The 22,789-nt window shown below is 70.1% G+C and carries 21 protein-coding genes and 1 pseudogene; 14 read left to right on the plus strand and 8 right to left on the minus strand.

From position 1 onward, the window contains the following. Positions 1-51 precede the first annotated feature (51 nt). The 6 genes from ABT381_RS04625 to ABT381_RS04650 all read left to right on the plus strand — a co-directional run bounded on the left by ABT381_RS04625 (position 52) and on the right by ABT381_RS04650 (position 5,148). Positions 52-1,254 (plus strand): phosphoglycerate kinase, encoded by a 1,203-nt coding sequence (locus ABT381_RS04625; protein WP_351587610.1) that lies wholly within the window; start codon positions 52-54, stop codon positions 1,252-1,254. A 6-nt stretch (positions 1,255-1,260) separates the two neighbouring features. Further along, the gene (gene tpiA, locus ABT381_RS04630) at positions 1,261-2,037 is read left to right on the plus strand and encodes a triose-phosphate isomerase (RefSeq protein ID WP_351587612.1); all 777 of its coding nucleotides are present in this window, start codon (positions 1,261-1,263) and stop codon (positions 2,035-2,037) included. Between the two features lie 172 nt (positions 2,038-2,209). After that, complete coding sequence (gene secG, locus ABT381_RS04635; protein ID WP_037801115.1) at positions 2,210-2,440, plus strand: preprotein translocase subunit SecG; 231 nt, start codon at positions 2,210-2,212, stop codon at positions 2,438-2,440. 166 nt (positions 2,441-2,606) lie between these two features. Beyond that, a complete protein-coding gene (locus ABT381_RS04640; protein ID WP_078600932.1) occupies positions 2,607-2,942 on the plus strand; it encodes an RNA polymerase-binding protein RbpA in 336 nt (111 codons plus the stop codon). A gap of 290 nt (positions 2,943-3,232) precedes the next feature. Next, on the plus strand, positions 3,233-4,885 hold the full coding sequence (pgi, locus tag ABT381_RS04645) for a glucose-6-phosphate isomerase (RefSeq protein ID WP_351587776.1): 1,653 nt from the start codon (positions 3,233-3,235) through the stop codon (positions 4,883-4,885). Positions 4,886-4,890: 5 nt separating this feature from the next. Further along, positions 4,891-5,148: a hypothetical protein gene (locus tag ABT381_RS04650; RefSeq protein ID WP_351587617.1), complete on the plus strand. Its 258-nt coding sequence runs from the start codon at positions 4,891-4,893 to the stop codon at positions 5,146-5,148. Between the two features lie 97 nt (positions 5,149-5,245). Here ABT381_RS04650 and pgl read toward each other — a convergent pair whose 3' ends face one another. Genes pgl through tkt form a run of 5 tightly spaced genes read right to left on the minus strand, consistent with a single transcriptional unit; the run spans position 5,246 to position 11,864 of the window. Beyond that, positions 5,246-6,028 (minus strand): 6-phosphogluconolactonase, encoded by a 783-nt coding sequence (gene pgl / locus ABT381_RS04655; protein ID WP_351587620.1) that lies wholly within the window; start codon positions 6,026-6,028, stop codon positions 5,246-5,248. Next, entirely contained in the window at positions 6,025-7,095 is a 1,071-nt protein-coding gene (opcA, locus tag ABT381_RS04660; RefSeq protein ID WP_351587623.1) for a glucose-6-phosphate dehydrogenase assembly protein OpcA, read from the minus strand. The genes pgl and opcA overlap by 4 nt, the downstream gene beginning before the upstream one ends. Then, the gene (gene zwf / locus ABT381_RS04665) at positions 7,092-8,615 is read right to left on the minus strand and encodes a glucose-6-phosphate dehydrogenase (protein ID WP_351587626.1); all 1,524 of its coding nucleotides are present in this window, start codon (positions 8,613-8,615) and stop codon (positions 7,092-7,094) included. Before zwf ends, opcA begins: the two co-directional genes overlap by 4 nt. Before the next feature lie 5 nt (positions 8,616-8,620). Then, positions 8,621-9,739, minus strand: coding sequence for a transaldolase (tal, locus tag ABT381_RS04670; protein ID WP_351587629.1), 1,119 nt, complete (start codon positions 9,737-9,739; stop codon positions 8,621-8,623). A gap of 34 nt (positions 9,740-9,773) precedes the next feature. Next, positions 9,774-11,864: a transketolase gene (gene tkt / locus ABT381_RS04675; RefSeq protein ID WP_351587631.1), complete on the minus strand. Its 2,091-nt coding sequence runs from the start codon at positions 11,862-11,864 to the stop codon at positions 9,774-9,776. A 439-nt stretch (positions 11,865-12,303) separates the two neighbouring features. Between tkt and ABT381_RS04680 the strand changes: the two genes are divergently transcribed. Both ABT381_RS04680 and ABT381_RS04685 read left to right on the plus strand, forming a co-directional pair. Continuing rightward, positions 12,304-13,266: a heme o synthase gene (locus ABT381_RS04680; protein ID WP_467754772.1), complete on the plus strand. Its 963-nt coding sequence runs from the start codon at positions 12,304-12,306 to the stop codon at positions 13,264-13,266. A gap of 97 nt (positions 13,267-13,363) precedes the next feature. Beyond that, positions 13,364-13,702, plus strand: a pseudogene (locus tag ABT381_RS04685) (hypothetical protein); the annotation flags it as partial. A 99-nt stretch (positions 13,703-13,801) separates the two neighbouring features. On the opposite strand, the gene ABT381_RS04690 reads toward ABT381_RS04685, so the two are convergent. From ABT381_RS04690 to ABT381_RS04700, 3 genes are all read right to left on the minus strand, one after another. Then, positions 13,802-14,791: a COX15/CtaA family protein gene (locus tag ABT381_RS04690; RefSeq protein WP_351587636.1), complete on the minus strand. Its 990-nt coding sequence runs from the start codon at positions 14,789-14,791 to the stop codon at positions 13,802-13,804. Between the two features lie 66 nt (positions 14,792-14,857). Further along, positions 14,858-15,649, minus strand: coding sequence for an ABC transporter permease (locus ABT381_RS04695; RefSeq protein WP_351587638.1), 792 nt, complete (start codon positions 15,647-15,649; stop codon positions 14,858-14,860). Between the two features lie 88 nt (positions 15,650-15,737). Further along, positions 15,738-16,700 carry an ABC transporter ATP-binding protein gene (locus ABT381_RS04700; protein WP_351587641.1) on the minus strand — a complete coding sequence of 321 codons (963 nt, stop codon included), beginning with the start codon at positions 16,698-16,700 and terminating at the stop codon, positions 15,738-15,740. A gap of 173 nt (positions 16,701-16,873) precedes the next feature. Between ABT381_RS04700 and ABT381_RS04705 the strand changes: the two genes are divergently transcribed. The 6 genes from ABT381_RS04705 (at position 16,874) to ABT381_RS04730 (ending at position 22,769) form a co-directional block, all read left to right on the plus strand. After that, positions 16,874-17,740, plus strand: coding sequence for a helix-turn-helix transcriptional regulator (locus tag ABT381_RS04705; protein WP_351587643.1), 867 nt, complete (start codon positions 16,874-16,876; stop codon positions 17,738-17,740). After that, complete coding sequence (gene sufB, locus ABT381_RS04710; protein WP_351587645.1) at positions 17,737-19,158, plus strand: Fe-S cluster assembly protein SufB; 1,422 nt, start codon at positions 17,737-17,739, stop codon at positions 19,156-19,158. The genes ABT381_RS04705 and sufB overlap by 4 nt, the downstream gene beginning before the upstream one ends. An 84-nt stretch (positions 19,159-19,242) precedes the next feature. Beyond that, positions 19,243-20,424 carry a Fe-S cluster assembly protein SufD gene (sufD, locus tag ABT381_RS04715; RefSeq protein WP_351587647.1) on the plus strand — a complete coding sequence of 394 codons (1,182 nt, stop codon included), beginning with the start codon at positions 19,243-19,245 and terminating at the stop codon, positions 20,422-20,424. Further along, positions 20,421-20,744, plus strand: coding sequence for a bifunctional 3-phenylpropionate/cinnamic acid dioxygenase ferredoxin subunit (locus tag ABT381_RS04720; protein WP_351587650.1), 324 nt, complete (start codon positions 20,421-20,423; stop codon positions 20,742-20,744). The genes sufD and ABT381_RS04720 overlap by 4 nt, the downstream gene beginning before the upstream one ends. A 7-nt stretch (positions 20,745-20,751) precedes the next feature. Beyond that, a complete protein-coding gene (gene sufC / locus ABT381_RS04725) occupies positions 20,752-21,516 on the plus strand; it encodes a Fe-S cluster assembly ATPase SufC (protein ID WP_351587653.1) in 765 nt (254 codons plus the stop codon). Next, positions 21,513-22,769, plus strand: a complete 1,257-nt coding sequence (locus ABT381_RS04730; protein WP_351587656.1) for a cysteine desulfurase — start codon at positions 21,513-21,515, stop codon at positions 22,767-22,769. The genes sufC and ABT381_RS04730 overlap by 4 nt, the downstream gene beginning before the upstream one ends. Positions 22,770-22,789: the final 20 nt, after the last annotated feature.

A 22,789-nucleotide genomic window follows, 5' to 3' on the forward strand; every position in this document is an offset into this window, starting at 1 on the left:
CGACGCGTCGTACGGGCCCCGTCCCATGACTGACGTTCGAACGGAGTCACCATGAAGACGATCGACGACCTTCAGGTAGCGGGGAAGCGGGTCTTCGTCCGCGCCGACCTGAACGTGCCGCTGGACGGCACCACCATCACCGACGACGGCCGTATCCGCGCCGTGCAGCCGACCATCGCCAAGCTCGCCGCCGCGGGCGCCCGCGTGGTCGTCGCCTCGCACCTGGGCCGCCCCAAGGGCGCCCCGGACCCGGCCTTCTCGCTCGCCCCCGCGGCGCGGCGGCTGGGTGAACTGCTCGGCCAGGACGTCGCGTTCGCCACCGACACGGTCGGCGAGTCCGCGCGGGCGACCGTGGCGGGCCTCGCCGACGGCCAGGTGGCCGTCCTGGAGAACCTCCGCTTCAACGCGGGCGAGACCAGCAAGGACGACGCCGAGCGCGGCGCGTTCGCGGACCAGCTGGCGCAGCTCGCCGACCTGTACGTCGGCGACGGCTTCGGCGCCGTGCACCGCAAGCACGCCTCGGTGTACGACCTGCCGGCCCGCCTGCCGCACGCCGCCGGCGACCTGATCGCCGCCGAGGTCACCGTCCTGAAGAAGCTCACCGAGGACGTCAAGCGCCCGTACGCGGTCGTGCTCGGCGGCGCCAAGGTCTCCGACAAGCTCGGCGTCATCGACCACCTTCTGGAGAAGGCCGACCGCATCCTCATCGGCGGCGGCATGGCGTACACCTTCCTCAAGGCCAAGGGCTACGAGGTCGGCAAGTCGCTGCTGCAGGAGGACCAGGTCCCGGTCGTGCTGGAGTACCTGTCGCGCGCCGAGGCGCGGGGCGTGGAGTTCGTCCTGCCCGTCGACGTCATGGTCTCGGCCGACTTCCCCGACCTGAAGACCAAGGCCCCGGCCAACCCCGGTACGGTCGCGGCGGACGCCATCCCGGCCGACCAGGAGGGCCTGGACATCGGCCCGAAGACCCGGGAGCTGTACGCCGCCAAGCTCAAGGACGCGGCCACCATCTTCTGGAACGGCCCGATGGGTGTCTTCGAGCACCCGGACTACGCGAACGGCACCAAGGCCGTCGCGCAGGGCCTGCTCGACTCGGAAGCCTTCACCGTCGTCGGCGGCGGCGACTCGGCCGCTGCCGTACGTCTGCTCGGTTTCGACGAGAATGCTTTCGGCCACATCTCGACCGGTGGCGGCGCCTCCCTCGAATACCTCGAGGGCAAGACGCTCCCCGGCCTCGCCGCTCTGGAGGACTGAACAAACGTGAGTAGCCGTACCCCGCTGATGGCGGGCAACTGGAAGATGAACCTCAACCACCTCGAGGCCATCGCCCACGTCCAGAAGCTCGCCTTCGCGCTCGCCGACAAGGACTACGAGGCCGTCGAGGTCGCGGTCCTGCCGCCCTTCACCGACATCCGCTCGGTGCAGACCCTGGTCGACGGCGACAAGCTGAAGATCAAGTACGGCGCCCAGGACATCTCGGCGCACGACTCCGGTGCCTTCACCGGTGAGGTCTCCGGCCCGATGCTCGCCAAGCTGAAGTGCGCGTACGTGGCCATCGGCCACAGCGAGCGCCGCCAGTACCACGGCGAGGACGAGGCGGTCTGCAACGCCAAGGTCAAGGCGGCCTTCAAGCACGGCATCACCCCGATCCTGTGTGTCGGCGAGGGCCTGGACGTCCGCAAGGCGGGCAACCAGGTCCAGCACACCCTCGCCCAGGTGGACGGCGCGCTGCAGGACGTCCCGGCCGAGCAGGCCGAGACGATCGTGATCGCGTACGAGCCGGTGTGGGCCATCGGCACCGGCGAGGTCGCCACCCCGGAGGACGCGCAGGAGGTCTGCGGTGCGATCCGCGGCCGTCTCGCGGAGCTGTACAGCCAGGACCTCGCCGACAAGGTGCGCATCCAGTACGGCGGCTCGGTCAAGTCCGGCAACGTCGCGGCGATCATGGCGCAGCCGGACGTCGACGGCGCGCTGATCGGCGGCGCGGCGCTGGACGCGGACGAGTTCGTCAAGATCGTTCGATTCCGCGACCAGTAGCCGACACGCTGCGCTCCGTACCGCCGTGAGCAGCAGCTATGACGACGGGCCCGGCCCGTCGTAGGCTGTCGGGGCCGGGCCCCGGTGTCACACGACGCCGCCCCGGCCCCACAGCGTCAGATCGGCTTGTTCTTCCGTCCGCCAGTCCTAGAGAGTTGGTCCACCAGTGGTCATGGGATTCTCGATCGCCCTCATCGTCTTCAGCGCGCTGCTGATGATGCTGGTGCTCATGCACAAGGGGAAGGGCGGCGGCCTGTCCGACATGTTCGGTGGCGGTATGCAGTCCTCGGTCGGCGGTTCCTCCGTCGCCGAGCGGAACCTCGACCGCATCACCATCGTCGTCGGCCTGCTCTGGTTCGCCTGCATCGTCGTCCTCGGCATCCTGATGAAGCTGGACAGCTAGAGAACTGACACTCTGTCGGGGACGCGGCTTATCATGAGTGCGGCGTCCTTCCGTGGCCGGGTAACTCCTGTCACTGGACGCGCGTTGGGCCTTACGTAGACTGGGGCGCCCGCAGCGGAGGCTCCCATCGAGGCTTCGCAGCACCATGACGCAGGGAGTTACGACCGTGGCAAGTGGCAACGCGATCCGAGGAAGTCGGGTCGGGGCGGGGCCGATGGGGGAGGCCGAGCGGGGCGAGTCCGCGCCGCGCATCCGCATCTCCTTCTGGTGCTCGAACGGGCACGAGACACAGCCCAGCTTCGCCGGCGACGCGCAGATTCCTGACACCTGGGACTGCCCGCGCTGTGGCTTCCCCGCAGGCAAGGACCGGGACAACCCGCCGGACCCGCCGCGCACCGAGCCGTACAAGACGCACCTGGCGTACGTACGGGAGCGGCGCACGGACGCGGACGGCGAGGCCATTCTCGCGGAGGCGCTCGCCAAGCTCCGCGGCGAGATCTGAGGACGCGGCCCCGGCGGCGCCGAACGCCCGCGTCCGGCGGAGGAGAAGAGTGTGCACCGGCCCGGCCGGAGGGTTTCGGCCTTCCTGCCGGGCCGGCCGCGTTCCGCCGTTCGAGTGGCCTCGCAGGTGAATGCGGTACGGACACACGGGCGTCAGCCGTTCGACGGCGGGCGGACATCTCTCCCCCACTCTCGGCTTCGCTCGAGTGGGAGGTGCCCCCATCGCCCTCTGATCAATTAGGTTGGAGGGTGGCGGGGCCGATACGAGACCAAAGAAGGCTGATGTCCGAGATGAACGCAGATGGCCGCAGCAGGCTCGACCAGACCTCCGAGTGGGCGGCTCTGGGGAAGCACCGCGAACAGCTCGCGAGCACGCATCTGCGAGAGCTGTTCGAGCAGGACCCGGACCGGGCGGAGCGGTACACGCTCCAGGTCGGCGACCTGCACCTGGACTACTCCAAGCACCTGGTGACCGACGAGACGCTGCGGCTGCTGCGCGAGCTGGCCGCCGCGACGAAGGTCACCGAGCTGCGGGACGCGATGTTCCGCGGCGAGAAGATCAATATCACCGAGAACCGCGCGGTGCTGCACACCGCGCTGCGCGCGCCCGGCTCGGCCGACATCGAGGTCGACGGCGAGAACGTCGTCCCGGCCGTGCAGCACGTCCTCACGAAGATGTCCACGTTCGCCGACCGGGTCCGCTCCGGCGACTGGAAGGGCCACACCGGCAAGCGCATCAAGACCGTCGTCAATGTCGGCATCGGCGGCTCGGACCTGGGCCCGGCGATGGCGTACGAGGCGCTGCGCGCCTACAGCGACCGCGACATGCAGTTCCGGTTCGTCTCCAACGTCGACGGCGCCGACCTGCACGAGGCCGTGCGCGACCTGGACCCGGCCGAGACGCTCTTCATCATCGCCTCGAAGACGTTCACCACCATCGAGACGATCACCAACGCGAAGTCGGCCCGCGACTGGCTGCTGACCGGCCTGGGCGCCGGTGAAGAGGCCGTGGCCAAGCACTTCGTGGCGCTGTCCACCAACGCCGAGAAGGTCGCCGAGTTCGGCATCGACACGACCAACATGTTCGAGTTCTGGGACTGGGTCGGCGGCCGCTATTCGTACGACTCGGCCATCGGCCTGTCGCTGATGATCGCGATCGGCCCGGAGCACTTCCGCGAGATGCTGGCCGGCTTCCACCTCGTCGACGAGCACTTCCGCTGCGCGCCGCCCGAGGAGAACGCGCCGCTGCTGCTCGGTCTGCTGGGCGTCTGGTACGGCAACTTCTGGGACGCGCAGTCGCACGCGGTCCTGCCGTACAGTCACTACCTCTCCAAGTTCACCGCGTACCTCCAGCAGCTGGACATGGAGTCCAACGGCAAGTACGTGGGCCGGGACGGCCAGGAGGTGTCCTGGCAGACCGGTCCGGTGGTCTGGGGCACGCCCGGCACCAACGGCCAGCACGCGTACTACCAGCTGCTGCACCAGGGCACGAAGATGATCCCGGCCGACTTCATCGGCTTCGCGCAGCCGGTGGACGACCTGCGCCCTGGCCTGGTGGCCCAGCACGACCTGCTGATGGCCAACCTCTTCGCGCAGGGCCAGGCGCTGGCCTTCGGCAAGACGCCGGAGCAGGTGCGCGCCGAGGGCGTGCCCGAGGAGCTGGTGACGCACAAGACCTTCAAGGGCAACCGCCCCTCCACGACCATCCTGGCCAAGGAGCTCAGCCCGTCCGTGCTGGGCCAGCTGATCGCCCTCTACGAGCACAAGGTGTTCGTCCAGGGCGCGATCTGGAACATCGACTCCTTCGACCAGTGGGGCGTGGAGCTCGGCAAGGTCCTCGCCAAGCGTGTGGAGCCCGCGCTGACCGAGGGCACCGAGGTCGAGGGCCTGGACGCCTCGACGAAGTCGCTGGTCGCCACCTACCGCCAGATGCGGGGGCGCTGATCCCGGTGCACGACGACGCGCTCACGAGCTTTCTGGACCTGCTGACCCCGGAGAACCGCGAGTGGCTGGTCGCCCAGCCCGCGGCGAAGCAGCAGGAGGTGACCGCCCGGCACCTGGAAGCGGTGCAGGGCGACAAGGAGGCCGGCCTCGGCCCGTACAACACCCTCGACGAGGACGTCGACGGCGTCGCGGTGGGCGACCTCCAGGACCCGGCGCGGATGGCCAACGCCATGGTGCGTCAGGAGAAGGAGCGGCAGGCGTGAGCGGCTGAGCGCCCGCGTCCGGCCCGGACACGACGACGGCCCGGCTCCTACGGTGATCACACCGTGGGAGCCGGGCCGTTCGTCGTGCGACGGACGCTCAGGCCGAGGCCGGCGGGTACAGCCCGCGCGGCAGCTGGGAGGCGGCCGCCTCGTCCAGCAGCCAGAGCGTACGGCTGCGGCCGTACGCGCCCGCCGCGGGCGCCTGTATCTCGCCCGCGCCGGAGAGGGCCATCGCGGCCGCGTTCGCCTTGTCCTCGCCCGCCGCGAGCAGCCAGACCTCCCGCGCCGCGCGGATGGCGGGCAGGGTCAGCGAGATCCGGGTGGGCGGCGGCTTGGGCGCGCCGTGCACGCCGACCACCGTCCGCTCGGTCTCCCGCACGGCCGGCAGCTCGGGGAAGAGCGAGGCGACGTGGGTGTCCGGGCCGACGCCCAGCAGGAGGACGTCGAAGGACGGCACGGGGCCGTGGTCCTCGGGTCCTGCCGCCGCGGCCAGGTCGGCGGCGTACGCCTCGGCCGCGGCGTCCGGGTCGTTGCCGTACCCGCCGTCGGACGGCGCCATCACGTGCACCCGTGCCGGGTCCAGCGGGACGCTGTCCAGCAGCGCCTCGCGGGCCTGGGTGTGGTTGCGCTCGGGGTCGCCCTCGGGCAGGAACCGCTCGTCGCCCCACCACAGGTCCAGCCGGGACCAGTCCACCGCGTCCCGCGCGGGGGACTCGGCGAGGGCGGCGAGCAGACCGTTGCCGTTGCGGCCGCCGGTCAGCACGACCGACGCGTAACCGCGCGCCGCCTGGGCGTCCACGATCTTCGTGATGAGCCGGGCCGCGGCGGCCTTGGCCATCAGCTCCTTGTCGCGGTGGACGACGACCTGCGGCGCGCTCACTTGGCGGCCGCCCTCTTCGCGGGCGCCTTCTTCGCCGCGGCCTTCCCCTTGGGGGCGTCCTCGGCGGACTGCGGCTCGGCCTCGGCCTCCTGCTCGGCGGCCTCGGCGGTCTTCGCCGAGACGCCGGGCTGGCCGTCCTTGTACGAACCCAGTCGCTGCACGCCGTACTTCAGCGCGGACGCGTAGGTGTCGTCCGGGTCGAGCCGGCGCAGCTCCTCGGCGAGCAGCTCGGCGGTCTCCCGCCGCTGCAGCGCCACCGCGCGGTCCGGCTGCCCGGTCATGGACAGCGTGGCCAGCGCGCCGTCGGCGCGGTCCAGCACGATCGGGCCGCTCTTGGTCTCCATGCGGACGGCCGTGAGGCCGGGGCCCGCGGAGAGCGTGCGCTGGACGGGAACGTGCAGCCGGTCGGCGAGCCACATGGCCAGCAGCTCGCAGCTGGGGTTGTACTCCTCGCCCTCGACCGTGACCGCGCTGACCTCGCTCGGCTGCTGGTCGAGCGCCGCGGCCAGCATCGAACGCCAGGGCGTGATGCGGGTCCAGGCCAGGTCGGTGTCGCCGGGGGTGTACTTCTCGGCGCGCGCGGCCAGCTCCTGCACCGGCTGCTCGGTGGCGTAGGTGTCGGTGACGCGGCGCTGGGCGAGCGACCCGAGCGGGTCGTTGGCCGGGTCGGTCGGGGCGCCGACGGGCCACCAGACGACCACGGGGGCGTCCGGCAGCAGCAGCGGCAGCACGACCGACTGGGCGTGGTTGATGGCCTCGCCGTACAGCCGCAGCACGACCGTCTCGCCGGTACCGGCGTCCGCGCCGACCCGGACCTCGGCGTCGAGGCGCGGCTTGGCGCGGTCCCGCGGCGAGCGGCTGACGCGCTTGATGACGACCAGGGTGCGCGAGGGGTGCTCGCGCGAGGCGTCGTTGGCGGCCTTGAGCGCGTCGTAGGCGTTCTCCTCGTCGGTGACGATGACGAGGGTGAGCACCATGCCGACGGCGGGCGTGCCGATGGCACGGCGGCCCTGTACCAGCGCCTTGTTGATCTTGCTGGCCGTGGTTTCGGTGAGATCGATCTTCATGGCCGACGCCAGCTCCGTCCGTCTCGTGCGAGCATTTCGTCCGCCTCGACGGGTCCCCAGGTACCCGCCGGGTACTGCGCGGGCTTGCCGTGCGTGTCCCAGTACTGCTCGATCGGGTCGAGGATCTTCCAGGACAGCTCGACCTCCTCCGTGCGCGGGAAGAGGTTGGCGTCGCCGAGGAGGACGTCCAGGATCAGGCGCTCGTACGCCTCGGGGCTGGACTCCGTGAAGGACTCGCCGTACGCGAAGTCCATCGACACGTCCCGCACCTCCATCGAGGTACCCGGGACCTTCGAGCCGAACCTGACCGTCACGCCCTCGTCCGGCTGCACCCGGATGACCAGGGCGTTCTGCCCCAGCTCCTCGGTGGCGGTGTGGTCGAAGGGGGAGTGCGGGGCGCGCTGGAAGACGACCGCGATCTCGGTGACGCGGCGGCCCAGACGCTTGCCGGTGCGCAGGTAGAAGGGCACGCCCGCCCAGCGGCGGTTGTCGATGCCGACCTTGATCGCGGCGTAGGTGTCGGTCTTCGACTTGGGGTCGATGCCGTCTTCCTGGAGGTAGCCGAGCGCCTGCTCGCCGCCCTGCCAGCCTTCCGCGTACTGCGCGCGCACCGTCTCCTTGCCCAGGTCCTTGGGCAGCCGGACGGCGCCGAGGACCTTGGCCTTCTCCGCGACCAGCGCGTCCGCGTCGAAGGAGGCGGGCTCCTCCATGGCGGTCAGCGCGAGCAGCTGGAGGAGGTGGTTCTGGATCACGTCACGCGCGGCGCCGATGCCGTCGTAGTACCCGGCACGGCCGCCGATGCCGATGTCCTCGGCCATCGTGATCTGCACGTGGTCCACGTAGGAGCGGTTCCACAGCGGCTCGAACATCGTGTTGGCGAAGCGCAGCGCCAGGATGTTCTGGACCGTCTCCTTGCCGAGGTAGTGGTCGATCCGGAAGACCTCTTCCGGCGGGAAGACCTCGTGCACGATGCGGTTGAGCTCGCGGGCGCTCTCCAGGTCGTGCCCGAAGGGCTTCTCGATGACCGCGCGGCGCCAGGAGTCCTCCTTCTGGTCCGCCAGCCCGTGGTGCTTGAGCTGCTGGACGACCTTGGGGAAGAACTTCGGCGGCACCGAGAGGTAGAACGCGAAGTTGCCGCCGGTGCCCTGGGCCTTGTCCAGGTCGTGGATCGTGGACTTGAGCGTCTCGAAGGCCTGGTCGTCGTCGAAGTTGCCCTGGACGAAGCGCATGCCCTGGCTGAGCTGCTGCCAGACCTCCTCGCGGAAGGGGGTGCGCGAGTGTTCCTTGACCGCGTCGTGCACGACCTGGGCGAAGTCCTCGTTCTCCCAGTCGCGGCGGGCGAAGCCGATGAGCGAGAAGCCCGGCGGGAGGAGGCCGCGGTTGGCGAGATCGTAAACGGCGGGCATCAGCTTTTTACGTGACAAATCGCCCGTGACGCCGAAGATGACGAGGCCCGACGGCCCCGCGATACGCGGGAGCCGTCGGTCCGCGGCGTCACGCAGCGGGTTGCTGCTTGACAAGAGTCTCAGCCCTCCGAAGGAGCGAGGCGCTTCAGCTCGGCCTCGGTCGACTTGAGCAGGTCGTTCCAGGCCGCCTCGAACTTGTCGACGCCCTCGTCCTCGAGGAGCTGGACGACCTCGTCGTACGAGACGCCCGCCTTCGCCACCGCGTCGAGGTCGGCCTTGGCCGTCTCGTACTTGCCGGCGATGGTGTTGCCGGTGACGTCACCGTGGTCGGCGACGGCCTCCAGGGTGGCCTCCGGCATGGTGTTGACCGTGCCCGGGGCGACCAGGTCGTCGACGTACAGGGTGTCCTTGAGGGACGGGTCCTTCACGCCGGTCGAGGCCCACAGCGGACGCTGCTTGTTGGCGCCGGCCTTGTCCAGGGCGGCCCAGCGCTCGCCGGCGAAGACCTCCTCGAAGGCCTGGTAGGCCAGGCGGGCGTTGGCGAGGGCCGACTTGCCCTTGAGGGCCTTGGCCTCGTCGGTGCCGACCGCGTCCAGGCGCTTGTCGATCTCGGTGTCCACGCGGGACACGAAGAAGGACGCCACGGAGTGGATCTTGCCCAGCTCCAGGCCCGCCGCCTTGGCCTTCTCCAGGCCGGCGATGTACGCGTCCATGACCTCGCGGTAGCGCTCCAGCGAGAAGATCAGCGTGACGTTGACGCTGATGCCCTTGCCGATGACCTCGGTGATCGCGGGCAGGCCCGCCTTGGTCGCCGGGATCTTGATGAGCGTGTTCGGGCGGTCCACCAGCCAGGCCAGCTGCTTGGCCTCGGCGACGGTCGCCTTGGTGTTGTGCGCCAGGCGCGGGTCGACCTCGATGGAGACCCGGCCGTCCTGGCCGCCGGTGGCGTCGAAGACCGGCCGCAGGATGTCGGCCGCGTCCCGCACGTCGGCGGTGGTGATCATGCGGATGGCTTCCTCGACGGTGACCTTCCGGGCCGCGAGGTCGGAGACCTGCTGCTCGTAGCCGTCACCCGAGGAGATCGCCTTCTGGAAGATCGACGGGTTGGTGGTGACACCCACCACGTGGCTCTGGTCGATCAGCTCGGCGAGGTTGCCGGACGTGATGCGCTTGCGCGACAGGTCGTCCAGCCAGATCGCAACGCCTTCGTCGGAAAGGCGCTTGAGTGCGTCTGTCATGGGAATTGCATCTCCTACTTGTCGTCTATGGACGTCAGCGCGCGGCGGCGTCGATCGATTCCCGCGCGGCGGCAGCCACGTTCTCCGGCGTGAAGCCGAACTCGCGGAAGAGGACCTTGCCGTCGGCGGAGGCGCCGAAGTGCTCCAGCGACACGATGCGGCCGGCGTCGCCCACGTACTTGTGCCAGGTCAGGCCGATGCCCGCCTCGACGGCCACGCGGGCCTTGACGGCCGGCGGCAGGACGCTGTCCTTGTACGCCTGGTCCTGCTCCTCGAACCACTCCACGCACGGCATCGAGACGACGCGCGTCGGGACGCCCGCGGCCTGCAGCTGCTCACGCGCCTCGACCGCGAGGTGCACCTCGGAGCCGGTGGCGATCAGCACGGCCTGCGGCTCGCCGCCCTCGGCGTCGAACAGGACGTACCCGCCCTTGGCGACGCCCTCGGCGTTGGGCTCGTAGGTCGGTACGCCCTGGCGGGTCAGCGCCAGGCCGTGCGGGGCGCCCTTGCCGAACTCCTTGGTCCAGCGCTTCTGGATCTGGGCCCAGACCAGGGCGGTCTCGTTGGCGTCCGCGGGGCGGACGACGTTGAGGCCGGGGATGGCGCGCAGGGAGGCGAGGTGTTCCACCGGCTGGTGGGTCGGGCCGTCCTCGCCGAGACCGATCGAGTCGTGCGTCCACACGTAGGTGACCGGCAGGTGCATCAGCGCCGAGAGGCGTACGGCGTTGCGCATGTAGTCGGAGAACACCAGGAAGGTGCCGCCGTAGATGCGGGTGTTGCCGTGCAGCGCGATGCCGTTCATCTCCGCGGCCATGGAGTGCTCGCGGATGCCGTAGTGGATCGTGCGGCCGTAGGGGTCGGCCTCGGGCAGCGGGTTGCCCACCGGCAGGAACGAGGAGTTCTTGTCGATGGTGGTGTTGTTCGAGCCGGCGAGGTCGGCGGAGCCGCCCCACAGCTCGGGGATCACGCCGCCCAGCGCCTGCAGGACCTTGCCGGAAGCGGCACGGGTGGCCACCGCCTTGCCGGTCTCGAAGCAGGGCAGCTGCTCCTCCCAGCCGGCCGGCAGCTCGCCGGCGCGGATGCGCTCGAACCGCTCCGCGTGCTCGGGGTTGGCGGTCCGCCACTCGCCGAAGGACTTCTCCCACGCGGCCTTGGCGTCACGGGCGCGGTCCTGCAGCGCACGGGTGTGCGACAGGACGTCGTCGGCGACCTCGAAGTCCTTCTCGGGGTCGAAGCCGAGGACGCGCTTGGTGGCCGCGACCTCCTCGCCGCCGAGCGCCGAGCCGTGCGCGGCCTCGGTGTTCTGGGCGGTGGGGGCCGGCCAGGCGATGATCGAACGCATCGCGATGAAGGACGGGCGCTCGGTCTCGGCCTTGGCCGCCTGGATCGCCGCGTACAGCGCCTCGGGGTCGAGGTCGCCGTTCTCCTTGGGCGCCACGCGCTGGACGTGCCAGCCGTACGCCTCGTACCGCTTGACGGTGTCCTCGGAGATGGCGGTCTCGGTGTCGCCCTCGATCGAGATGTGGTTGTCGTCCCACAGCATGATCAGGTTGCCGAGCTTCTGGTGCCCGGCCATGGACGACGCCTCGGCGGAGATGCCCTCCTGCAGGCAGCCGTCACCGGCGATGGCGTAGATGTGATGGTCGAACGGCGAGGTGCCGGGGGCGGCGTCCGGGTCGAACAGGCCGCGCTCGTACCGGGCGGCCATCGCCATGCCCACTGCATTGGCCACGCCCTGGCCCAGCGGGCCGGTGGTGGTCTCGACACCCACGGTGTGGCCGTACTCCGGGTGCCCCGGGGTCTTGGAACCCCAGGTGCGGAAGGCCATCAAGTCCTCCAGCTCCAGGCCGAAACCGGCCAGGTAGAGCTGGATGTAGAGGGTCAGGGACGAGTGGCCGGCGGACAGCACGAACCGGTCACGACCGGTCCAGTCCGCATCGGCTGGGTCGTGCCGCATGACCTTCTGGAAAAGGGTGTACGCGGCAGGAGCGAGGCTCATGGCCGTGCCCGGGTGGCCGTTACCGACCTTCTGCACGGAATCCATGGCCAGAACGCGGACGGTATCGACGGCCCGCTGGTCCAGATCGGTCCACTCAAGACCTGTGGTGGTCGGCTTGGTGCTCACCCTGGGTCAGGGCTCCTCTCCACATGTCGAATGCCGGGGGTCGGAAATGCCCTCGGACGTTGTCGAGCCTACCTTCGCGGGAGCCGCATTTTTCCGCCGGAACCCCGCTTGCCGTCACCTGCAACACATGAGTTTTCAGGACCCCGAACGAGCGCCCGAATGAGCAGGTGAACGCCCAGGAGACACCGGGTGTCGGCGCTGGGTTCAGACTGCCGTCCGGTGCCCCCTTTCGCCCGCTGAACGTCCGCGTGTCCGGGCACTCGGGTGTGATTCCTTCCGGCCGGTGCCGCGCCAACACGAACCCACCCCCGCGAAGATCGCGCTATCCCCAACGTCTAGAGTGGCGTGGTACGCGCAAGTCTTCACCGGGCCTTCACGGCCCGAATGTGCTTGCTGGCCTTTATCTCCGCGGCGTCAGCCGCAGAAGTTACTTCCAGGGGTGTGCGTGACGGCCGTCGAATCCCGTCCTGCGGGGGCGCTCTCTCGGAGCCCGGAAAGCCCGGGTCCCGTGAACCGGCCGTTCGGGGCCCGGGTCATGGCATTCGTGGCGCTGACCAAGCCGCGCGTCATCGAGCTGCTGCTGATGACGACCGTGCCGGTGATGTTCCTGGCGGCCGGCGGAGTCCCGGACCTGTGGCTGGTGCTCGCCACCTGCCTCGGCGGTTACATGTCGGCGGGCGGCGCCGCCGCCTTCAACATGTACATCGACCGCGACATCGACGCCATGATGGACCGCACGTCGCAGCGGCCGCTGGTCACCGGAATGGTCTCGCCGCGCGAGTGCCTGGTGTTCGCCACCGCGCTCGCCGTCGGCTCCACGGCGTGGTTCTGGTTCCTCGTCAACCCCCTGTCGGCGGCGCTGTCGTTGGGCGCACTGCTGTTCTACGTGCTCGTCTACACCATGTGGCTCAAGCGGCGCACGGCCCAGAACATCGTCTGGGGCGGCATCGCCGGCTGCCTGCCGGTCCTCATCGGCTGGTCCTCGGTCGCGAACAACGTCTCCTGGGCCGCGGTCATCCTCTTCCTGGTGATCTTCTTCTGGACGCCGCCGCACTACTGGCCGCTGTCGATGAAGGTCAAGGACGACTACGAGCGGGCCGGCGTGCCGATGCTGCCGGTCATCGCGGGCAACAAGGCCGTGGCCAAGCAGATCGTGCTCTACAGCTGGGTGATGGTCGGCGTGTCGCTGCTGCTGCAGCCGCTGGGCTACACGGGTTGGTTCTACACGGTCGTGGCCGTCCTGTGCGGTGCCTTCTGGCTGAAGGAGGCGCACGCCCTGCAGACCCGCGCCAAGGCCGAGATCACCGGCGCCAAGCTCAAGGAGATGCGGCTCTTCCACTGGTCGATCACCTACGTGTCGCTGCTCTTCGTGGCCGTCGCGGTCGATCCCTTCCTGCGCTGACACGCGCCGCGCCCCTGAGGCCGTCGTGACCGATCCCATACGGGAAGTCACGGCGGCCTTCTTTCGTGGCGCGTTTACTGATCGGTAGCATGCGGCCATGTCAGAGACCACGCAGGCGGACGAGCGGCTGGACAAGCGCTCCGAGAAGCAGGCCGCCAAGCTCGCCCGGGAGATGCAGGCTTTCGCCAGGAGCCACGGCGGCAGCGCCGAGGGCCAGCTGGCCCACATAGGCCGGGGGCGGACGCGGGTCGCCCTGGTCGGCGCCAACGGTGAGTGGGGCAACCTCGTCGCCCGCTCGTACGAAGCCGCCAAGAAGGGCGCCGAGAAGGCGGGCATCACCCTGCACGACGACTTCGACGGCGAGCTGGCCGCCAAGGTGCGCACCGGCCGCTACGAATGGTCGCGGATGGCCGGCCTCCAGGTGGGCGGACCGTCCCTCGCCTGCCGGGGGGGCCCGCCTCTTGTGCTACCGCCCGGGGGCCCCGTTCCTGGGCGCGTGGCCGGCGGGCTTTTGCGAAGGGCGCTGGAAGGCGTCTCAGGCCGCCGTGGCGGCCTTGGCGGCACCGACGGGCTCCTGGTCCCCGGCCGGGGCCGGAACGGCCGCCAGCGGGCCGCGCTCGCGCAGCGAGAGGAAGACCCGCAGCACGCAGATCCACACCAGCGTCGAGCCGAGCATGTGGATGCCCACGACCAGCTCCGGCAGGTGGGTGAAGTACTGCACGTAGCCGATGACGCCCTGGAAGGCGAGGCAGCCGAAGAGCTCCAGCACCGCGCGGCGGGGCGCGGCCGGGGCCTTCACGGCACGCAGCGTGAACCACAGGGCGACGCTCAGGCCGATCACGATGTACACGAAGTCCACGTGCAGCTGGGTGATCTCCTGCCAGTCCAGCGGGATGCGGTGCACCTTGCGCGCGTCGCCGGCGTGCGGGCCCGCACCCGTGACGACCGTGCCGATCACGGTCAGCGCGGCGGTGGCCAGCACCAGCAGCCAGGACAGCTGGCGGACCGGCCGGGCGACCAGGTCGCGCGGCGCGTCGTCCCCCTCGGAGGCCCGCCGCCAGGAGATCACCGCCACCGTGAGCAGCGCCGAGGACACCAGGAAGTGCGCGCTGACGATGTACGGGTTCAGGCCGGTCAGCACGGTGATGCCGCCGACCACGGCGTTGCCCATGACCACCCAGAACTGCGCCCAGCCGAGCCGGGTGAGCGAGCGGCGCCGGGGGTGCCGGGCGCGGGCGGCGATGATGAAGAGGCCGACGACCGCGCACAGCACGTAGGTGAGCAGGCGGTTGCCGAACTCGATGAGGGCGTTGATGCCCATCTCGTGGGTCGGCGTGAGGCTGCCGGGGGTGCACTGGGGCCACGTGGAGCAGCCCAGGCCCGACTGGGTGAGCCGGACCGCGCCGCCGGTCACGACGATGATGATGGCCATGACGACCGTGGCGAGCGCGGCACGTCGCACGAAGGCGGCCGACGGCTGCCAGCGACGGGCGATCTGCTCCAGGGGATTCAGCGAATTCGGCACGGGGTCATGCTATGCGGAGGCTTGTGCGGATTTTCACGAGGGGTCCGGGGGGGAGTCGAGGCCCGCTCACTCCCAGCGGAAGAACCGCGCCGCCGCGCCCAGTCCGACCACCGTCCAGACGGCGAGGATGCCGAGGTCCGCCCAGGGGAGGCCCGCGCCGTGCTGGAGGACGTCGCGCAGCCCGTCCGAGAGCGCCGAGATCGGCAGCAGCTGCAGTACGGACTGCAGGGCGCCGGGGAACTTCTCCAGCGGGACGATGACGCCGCCGCCGACCAGCAGGAGCAGGAAGACCAGATTGGCCGCGGCGAGCGTGGCCTCGGCCTTGAGCGTGCCGGCCATGAGGAGGCCGAGCCCGGAGAAGGCCGCGGTACCGAGGATCAGCAGCAGCACGACCCATACGGGGTTGCCGTGCGGGGACCAGCCGAGCGCGAAGGCGACCACGGTCAGCAGGACGATCTGCAGGACCTCCGTGACCAGCACGGAGCAGGTCTTGGCGGCCATCAGCGCCCAGCGGGGGAGCGGCGAGGCGCCGAGCCGCTTGAGCACTCCGTACCGCCGCTCGAACCCGGTGGCGATGGCCTGCCCGGTGAAGGCGGTGGACATCACGGCGAGCGCGAGGATGCCGGGGGCCAGGAAGTCCACGGCCTTGCCGGAGCCCCCCGCTGTATCAGTGGGCACAGCGACGATGTCGACGGCGGAGAACAGCACCAGCAGCAGCGTCGGGATGACGACGGTCAGCAGCAGCTGCTCACCATTGCGCAGCAGCATCTTCGTTTCGAGGAGGGCCTGCGCGCGGATCATCCGGGGCAGCGGCGCCGCGCCCGGCTTCGGGGTGAACACACCCGTGGTCGTACTCATGCGCGCAGCTCCTTACCCGTGAGCTCCAGGCTGTGCCCTCCCGGGGGACAACCCCCGGACCCCCGGCCGAAGAATGTGTGGCCCTGCTTCACGCGCGCAGCTCCTTGCCGGTCAGCTCAAGAAATACGTCCTCCAGGGTGTGCCGCTCGACCGCTATGCGGTCGGGCATGACGCCGTTCTGGGCGCACCAGGAGGTGACGGTGGCCAGCAGCTGCGGGTCGATCGTGCCGCTGACCCGGTACGCGCCGGGCGTCAGCTCGGCCGCCGCGCAGTCGGCCGGCAGTGCCTTCAGGAGCGAGGCGAGGTCCAGGCCCGGCCGCCCGGTGAAGCGCAGGGTGTTCTCCGCGCCCCCCTTGCACAGCGACTCGGGGCTCCCCTGGGCGATGACCCGGCCCCCGTCGATGATCGCGACGTCGTCGGCGAGCTGCTCGGCCTCGTCCATGAAGTGCGTGGTCAGCACCACACCGACGCCGTCCGTGCGCAGCTCGCGCACGAGGTCCCAGGTGGCGCGGCGGGCCTGCGGGTCCAGGCCCGCGGTCGGCTCGTCCAGGAAGACCAGCTCGGGGCGGCCGACGACGGCCATGGCGAGCGCCAGGCGCTGCTGCTGGCCGCCGGAGAGCCGCCGGTAGGTCGTCCGGCCGCAGGAGCCCAGGCCCAGCCGCTCGATCAGGACGTCCACGTCGACCGGGTGGGCGTGCAGGGACGCGGTGTGCCGCAGCATCTCCTCGGCGCGGGCGCCCGCGTACACGCCGCCGGACTGCAGCATCACGCCGATACGGGGGCGCAGCGCGGCGGCGTCGGCGACGGGGTCCAGGCCGAGGACGCGGACGGTGCCCGCGTCGGCGCGGCGGTAGCCCTCGCAGGTCTCGACGGTGGTGGTCTTGCCGGCGCCGTTCGGGCCGAGGACGGCGGTGACGGTGCCGCGGGCGACAGTGAGGTCGAGCCCGTCCACGGCCGTCTTGGTCCCGTACCGCTTGACCAGGCCCGTGACCTCGACGGCGGGCTCGCGCCCGGGGGTCCGGGGAACGTCCCCCGGGGAGGTGCTGCGCATGACCGGCAGTCTACGAAGGGGCACCCCTCGGCTCCCACGGGGGCTCCCGTGTACCCGGCGCGTACCCGGCGCGCGACGACCTTGCACTTAGGTTCCCCTAAGTGATAGAGGCCACCACGCCCGCTTCCCGGCGAGGGTTGTCCTGGTCTGAAGAATTACGCAACAATGTCGTTGTGAAATACGCGAGCGAGGATCGACAGGACCCCGCGGCCACTTCGGCCGCCGGGCCGGTGACCTCCGCCTCTGCGCAGGTCACCGCCCAGGACGAGGCGCACGGCACGCGGAACCGCGTGGCGCGCTCCATCCTGGACCACGGCCCCTCCACCGCCGCCGAGCTGGCGCTCCGGCTGGAGCTGACCCAGGCCGCCGTCCGCCGCCACCTCGACGCCCTCGCGGCCGAGGGTGTCGTCGAGCCCCGCGAGAAGCGGGTGTACGGCACGCGCTCCCGGGGCCGCCCCGCCAAGGCGTTCGCGCTGACCGACTGCGGGCGGGACGCCTTCGACCAGGCGTACGACAGCCTGGCCTCCGACGCCCTGCGCTGGATCGCGCAGGCCGCGGGCGGCGGCGAGCGCGGCGAGGCCGCGGTCGCGGAGTTCGCCCGCGCCCGGCTGGAGGCCCAGGCGGCGGAGTACCGCTCGGCGATCGAGGCCGCGTCCCCCGAGGAGCGCACGCAGGCCCTGGCGAAGGCATTGACGGCCGACGGGTACGCTGCTACGGCGCGCAGCGCCCCCCACCTGCAGCAAGGTGAACAGCTCTGCCAGCACCACTGCCCGGTCGCCCATGTGGCCGAGCAGTTCCCTCAGCTGTGCGAGGCGGAGACCGAGGTCTTCTCGCGCCTGCTCGGGACCCACGTGCAGCGACTTGCCACCATCGCCCACGGCGACGGTGTCTGCACGACCTTCGTACCCAAGGCGACCGCCCAGGGCACCCCCAAGGCCCAGGGCCCTCCCGGGGCTGCGAAGGCCACCGGCAAGGCCGACCACCGCACCACAAAGACCACCACAGCATCTGCAAGCACGGCCGGGAGGAACCCCGCATGACGCTCCCCACGGAGACTGCTCACCCCGAGCTCGAGGGTCTGGGCAACTACGAATACGGCTGGGCCGACTCCGACGTCGCCGGCGCTGCCGCCAAGCGCGGCCTCTCCGAGGAGGTCGTCCGCGACATCTCGGCGAAGAAGAACGAGCCGGAGTGGATGCTCAAGCTCCGCCTGAAGGGCCTGAAGCTCTTCGGCAAGAAGCCCATGCCGAACTGGGGCTCGGACCTCTCCGGCATCGACTTCGACAACATCAAGTACTTCGTCCGCTCCACCGAGCAGCAGGCTGCCAGCTGGGAGGAGCTGCCGGAGGACATCAAGAACACCTACGACAAGCTCGGCATCCCGGAGGCGGAGAAGCAGCGCCTGGTCGCCGGTGTCGCCGCGCAGTACGAGTCCGAGGTCGTCTACCACCAGATCCGTGAGGACCTGGAGGAGCAGGGCGTCCTGTTCCTGGACACCGACACCGCGCTCAAGGAGCACCCGGAGCTCTTCAAGGAGTACTTCGGCACGGTGATCCCGGCGGGCGACAACAAGTTCGCCTCGCTGAACACCGCGGTGTGGTCCGGCGGCTCGTTCATCTACGTGCCCCCGGGCGTGCACGTCGACATCCCGCTGCAGGCCTACTTCCGGATCAACACCGAGAACATGGGCCAGTTCGAGCGGACGCTGATCATCGTCGACGAGGACGCCTACGTCCACTACGTCGAGGGCTGCACGGCGCCGATCTACAAGTCGGACTCGCTGCACTCGGCCGTCGTGGAGATCATCGTGAAGAAGGGCGGCCGCTGCCGCTACACGACGATCCAGAACTGGTCGAACAACGTCTACAACCTGGTCACCAAGCGTGCCGTGGCCTACGAGGGCGCGACCATGGAGTGGGTCGACGGCAACCTCGGCTCCAAGGTGACGATGAAGTACCCGGCCGTCTACCTGATGGGCGAGCACGCCAAGGGCGAGACCCTGTCCATCGCCTTCGCGGGCGAGGGCCAGCACCAGGACGCCGGTTCCAAGATGGTCCACATGGCGCCGAACACCTCCTCCAACATCGTCTCCAAGTCGGTGGCGCGAGGCGGCGGCCGGACCTCCTACCGCGGCCTGGTCGAGATCGGCGAGGGCGCGGCGGGCTCCAAGTCCAACGTGCTGTGCGACGCCCTGCTGGTGGACACCATCTCCCGCTCGGACACCTACCCCTACGTGGACGTCCGCGAGGACGACGTGTCCATGGGCCACGAGGCGACCGTCTCCAAGGTCAGCGACGACCAGCTCTTCTACCTGATGGCGCGCGGCCTCTCCGAGGACGAGGCCATGGCGATGATCGTGCGCGGCTTCGTCGAGCCGATCGCCCGTGAGCTGCCCATGGAGTACGCGCTGGAGCTCAACCGGCTGATCGAGCTGCAGATGGAGGGTTCGGTCGGCTGACCGACCGTCCCGGGGGCCGGGAGCGCCCGGCCCCTTCCGTCCGCAGCACAATTCTTGACCCAGAAAGTGAGCACTACGACAGCCATGGCTGAGGCTCAGAACTTCCCGGCGGGCTCCGCCACCGCCGGCTCGATCGCGGTGGCCGCGGAGTCCACCGTCGCCACCCGGATGAGCGCCCCGCCGTCCTACGACGTGGCGGACTTCCCCGTGCCGCACGGCCGCGAGGAGGAGTGGCGCTTCACGCCGCTGGAGCGCCTGAAGGGCCTCCACGACGGCACCGCCACCGCCACCGGCGGCGTCACGGTCGAGATCGACGCGCCGGAGGGCGTGACGGTCGAGACCGCGGGCCGCGACGACGCGCGGGTCGGCAAGGCCGGCAAGCCCATCGACCGGGTCGCCGCGCAGGCGTACAGCTCCTTCGAGAAGGCCTCCGTGGTCTCCGTGCCCAAGGAGACCGTGCTCAGCGAGCCCATCCGCATCGCCGTCCGCGGCGAGGGCGGGGTCGCCTACGGCCACCAGGTCATCGAGCTGGGTGCCTTCGCCGAGGCCGTCGTCGTCATCGACCACACCGGTGACGCCACGCTCGCCGCCAACGTCGACTACCTCCTCGGCGACGGCGCCAAGCTGACCGTCGTCTCCGTCCAGGACTGGGACGACAGCGCGGTCCACGCGGGTCAGCACAACGCCCTGGTCGGCCGGGACGCGTCCTTCAAGTCCGTGGTCGTCACCTTCGGCGGCGACCTGGTCCGGCTGAACCCCCTCGTGACGTACGCGGGCCCCGGCGGTGAGGCCGAGTTCTACGGCCTGTACTTCACCGACAACGGTCAGCACCAGGAGCACCGCCTCTTCGTCGACCACGAGGCGGCCAACTGCCGCTCCAACGTCGTCTACAAGGGCGCCCTCCAGGGCCAGGACGCGCACGCCGTCTGGATCGGCGACGTCCTCATCCGCGCCGCCGCCACCGGCACGGACACCTACGAGCTCAACCGCAACCTCGTCCTCACCGACGGCGCGCGGGTGGACTCGGTGCCGAACCTGGAGATCGAGACCGGCGAGATCGTCGGCGCCGGCCACGCCTCGGCGACCGGCCGCTTCGACGACGAGCAGCTGTTCTACCTGATGGCCCGCGGCATCCCCGCCGACGAGGCCCGTCGCCTGGTGGTCCGCGGCTTCTTCGCCGAGCTGGTCCAGCAGATCGGCCTGCCGGACGTCGAGGAGCGCCTCCTCGCCAAGATCGATGCCGAGCTGGAGGCGTCCGTAGCATGACCGCCGCCTTCGTACGAGCCTGTGGGCTGAGCGAGCTCGAAGAGGACACCCCCAAGCGGGTCGAGCTCGACGGCACCCCGGTCTCGGTCGTCCGCACCGAGGGCGAGGTGTTCGCGATCAACGACATCTGCTCGCACGCGAACGTCTCCCTCTCGGAGGGCGAGGTGGAGGACTGCTCCATCGAGTGCTGGCTGCACGGCTCCAGCTTCGACCTCCGCACCGGCAAGCCGTCCGGCCTTCCCGCGACGCAGCCCGTCCCCGTATACCCCGTAAAGATCGAAGGGGACGACGTGCTCGTCTCCGTCACCCAGGAGTCCTGAGTTCCCCATGGCAACGCTTGAGATTCACGACCTGCACGTCTCCGTCGAGGCCGAGAACGGCCCGCGCGAGATCCTGAAGGGCGTCGACCTGACCGTGAAGCAGGGCGAGACGCACGCCATCATGGGCCCCAACGGCTCCGGCAAGTCCACCCTCGCGTACTCCCTCGCGGGTCACCCCAAGTACACGATCACCGGCGGCACCGTCACCCTCGACGGCGAGGACGTCCTGGAGATGTCCGTCGACGAGCGCGCCCGCGCCGGCGTCTTCCTCGCCATGCAGTACCCGGTCGAGGTCCCCGGCGTCTCCGTCTCCAACTTCCTGCGCACCTCCGCCACCGCCATCCGCGGCGAGGCCCCCAAGCTGCGGCTGTGGGTCAAGGAGGTCAAGGAGGCCATGCAGCGCCTCAACATGGACCCGGCGTTCGCCGAGCGCAACGTCAACGAGGGCTTCTCCGGCGGTGAGAAGAAGCGCCACGAGATCCTCCAGCTGGAGCTGCTCAAGCCGAAGATCGCGATCCTCGACGAGACCGACTCCGGCCTGGACGTCGACGCGCTGCGCATCGTCTCCGAGGGCGTCAACCGCGTCCGCGAGTCCGGTGAGGTCGGCACCCTGCTGATCACCCACTACACGCGGATTCTCCGCTACATCAAGCCCGACCACGTCCACGTCTTCGCCAACGGCCGGATCGCCGAGTCCGGCGGCCCGGAGCTGGCGGACAAGCTGGAGGCCGAGGGCTACGAGGCATACGTGAAGGGTGGCGCTACCGCGTGACACAGCTGCCGGGCCTCCTCGACACAGAGGCGATCCGTAAGGACTTCCCGATTCTGGGCCGCGAGGTCCACGAGGGGAAGAAGCTCGTCTACCTGGACAGCGCCGCGACCTCGCAGACGCCCAGCCAGGTCATCGACGTGCTGAGCGAGTACTACGAACGCTACAACGCCAATGTCCACCGAGGCGTGCACGTGCTCGCCGAGGAGGCCACGGCGCTGTACGAAGGTGCTCGCGACAAGGTCGCCGAGTTCATCAACGCACCGAGCCGGGACGAGGTGATCTTCACCAAGAACGCCTCGGAGTCGCTCAACCTCGTCGCGAACATGCTGGGCTGGGCCGACGAGCCCTACCGCGTGGACCACGAGACCGACATCGTCATCACGGAGATGGAGCACCACTCCAACATCGTGCCGTGGCAGCTGCTCTCGCAGCGCACGGGCGCGAAGCTGAAGTGGTTCGGGCTGACCGAGGACGGCCGGCTCGACCTCTCCAACATCGACGAGCTCATCACGGAGAAGACCAAGGTCGTCTCCCTGACCCTGGTCTCCAACCTGATGGGCACGGTCAACCCGGTCGAGGCGATCGTCCGCAAGGCGCAGGACGTCGGCGCGCTCGTCGTCTTCGACGCCTCGCAGGCCGCGCCGCACATGCCGCTGGACGTCCAGGCGCTGCAGGCCGACTTCGTGGCCTTCACGGGCCACAAGATGTGCGGCCCGACCGGCATCGGCGTCCTGTGGGGCCGCCAGGAGCTGCTGGAGGACCTGCCGCCGTTCCTCGGTGGCGGCGAGATGATCGAGACCGTCTCGATGAGCTCCTCCACCTACGCCCCGGCGCCGCACAAGTTCGAGGCCGGTACGCCCCCGATCGCCCAGGCCGTCGGCCTCGGCGCGGCGGTGGACTACCTCAACTCCATCGGCATGGAGCGGATCGCCGAGCACGAGCACGCGCTCACCGAGTACGCCGTCAAGCGGCTGCTGGAGGTCCCCGACCTGCGGATCATCGGCCCCACCACGGCCGAGGACCGCGGCGCCGCGATCTCCTTCACGCTCGGCGACATCCACCCGCACGACGTGGGGCAGGTGCTCGACGAGGAGGGCATCGCGGTCCGCGTCGGCCACCACTGCGCCCGCCCGGTCTGCCTGCGGTACGGAATTCCTGCGACGACACGAGCGTCGTTCTATCTGTACTCCACCCCGGCCGAGGTCGACGCACTGGTCGCCGGCCTGGAGCACGTCCGTAATTTCTTCGGATGAGGACGAGGACTGACTGACCC

Source organism: Streptomyces sp. NPDC000151 (assembly GCF_040301705.1).
GTDB lineage: Bacteria > Actinomycetota > Actinomycetes > Streptomycetales > Streptomycetaceae > Streptomyces.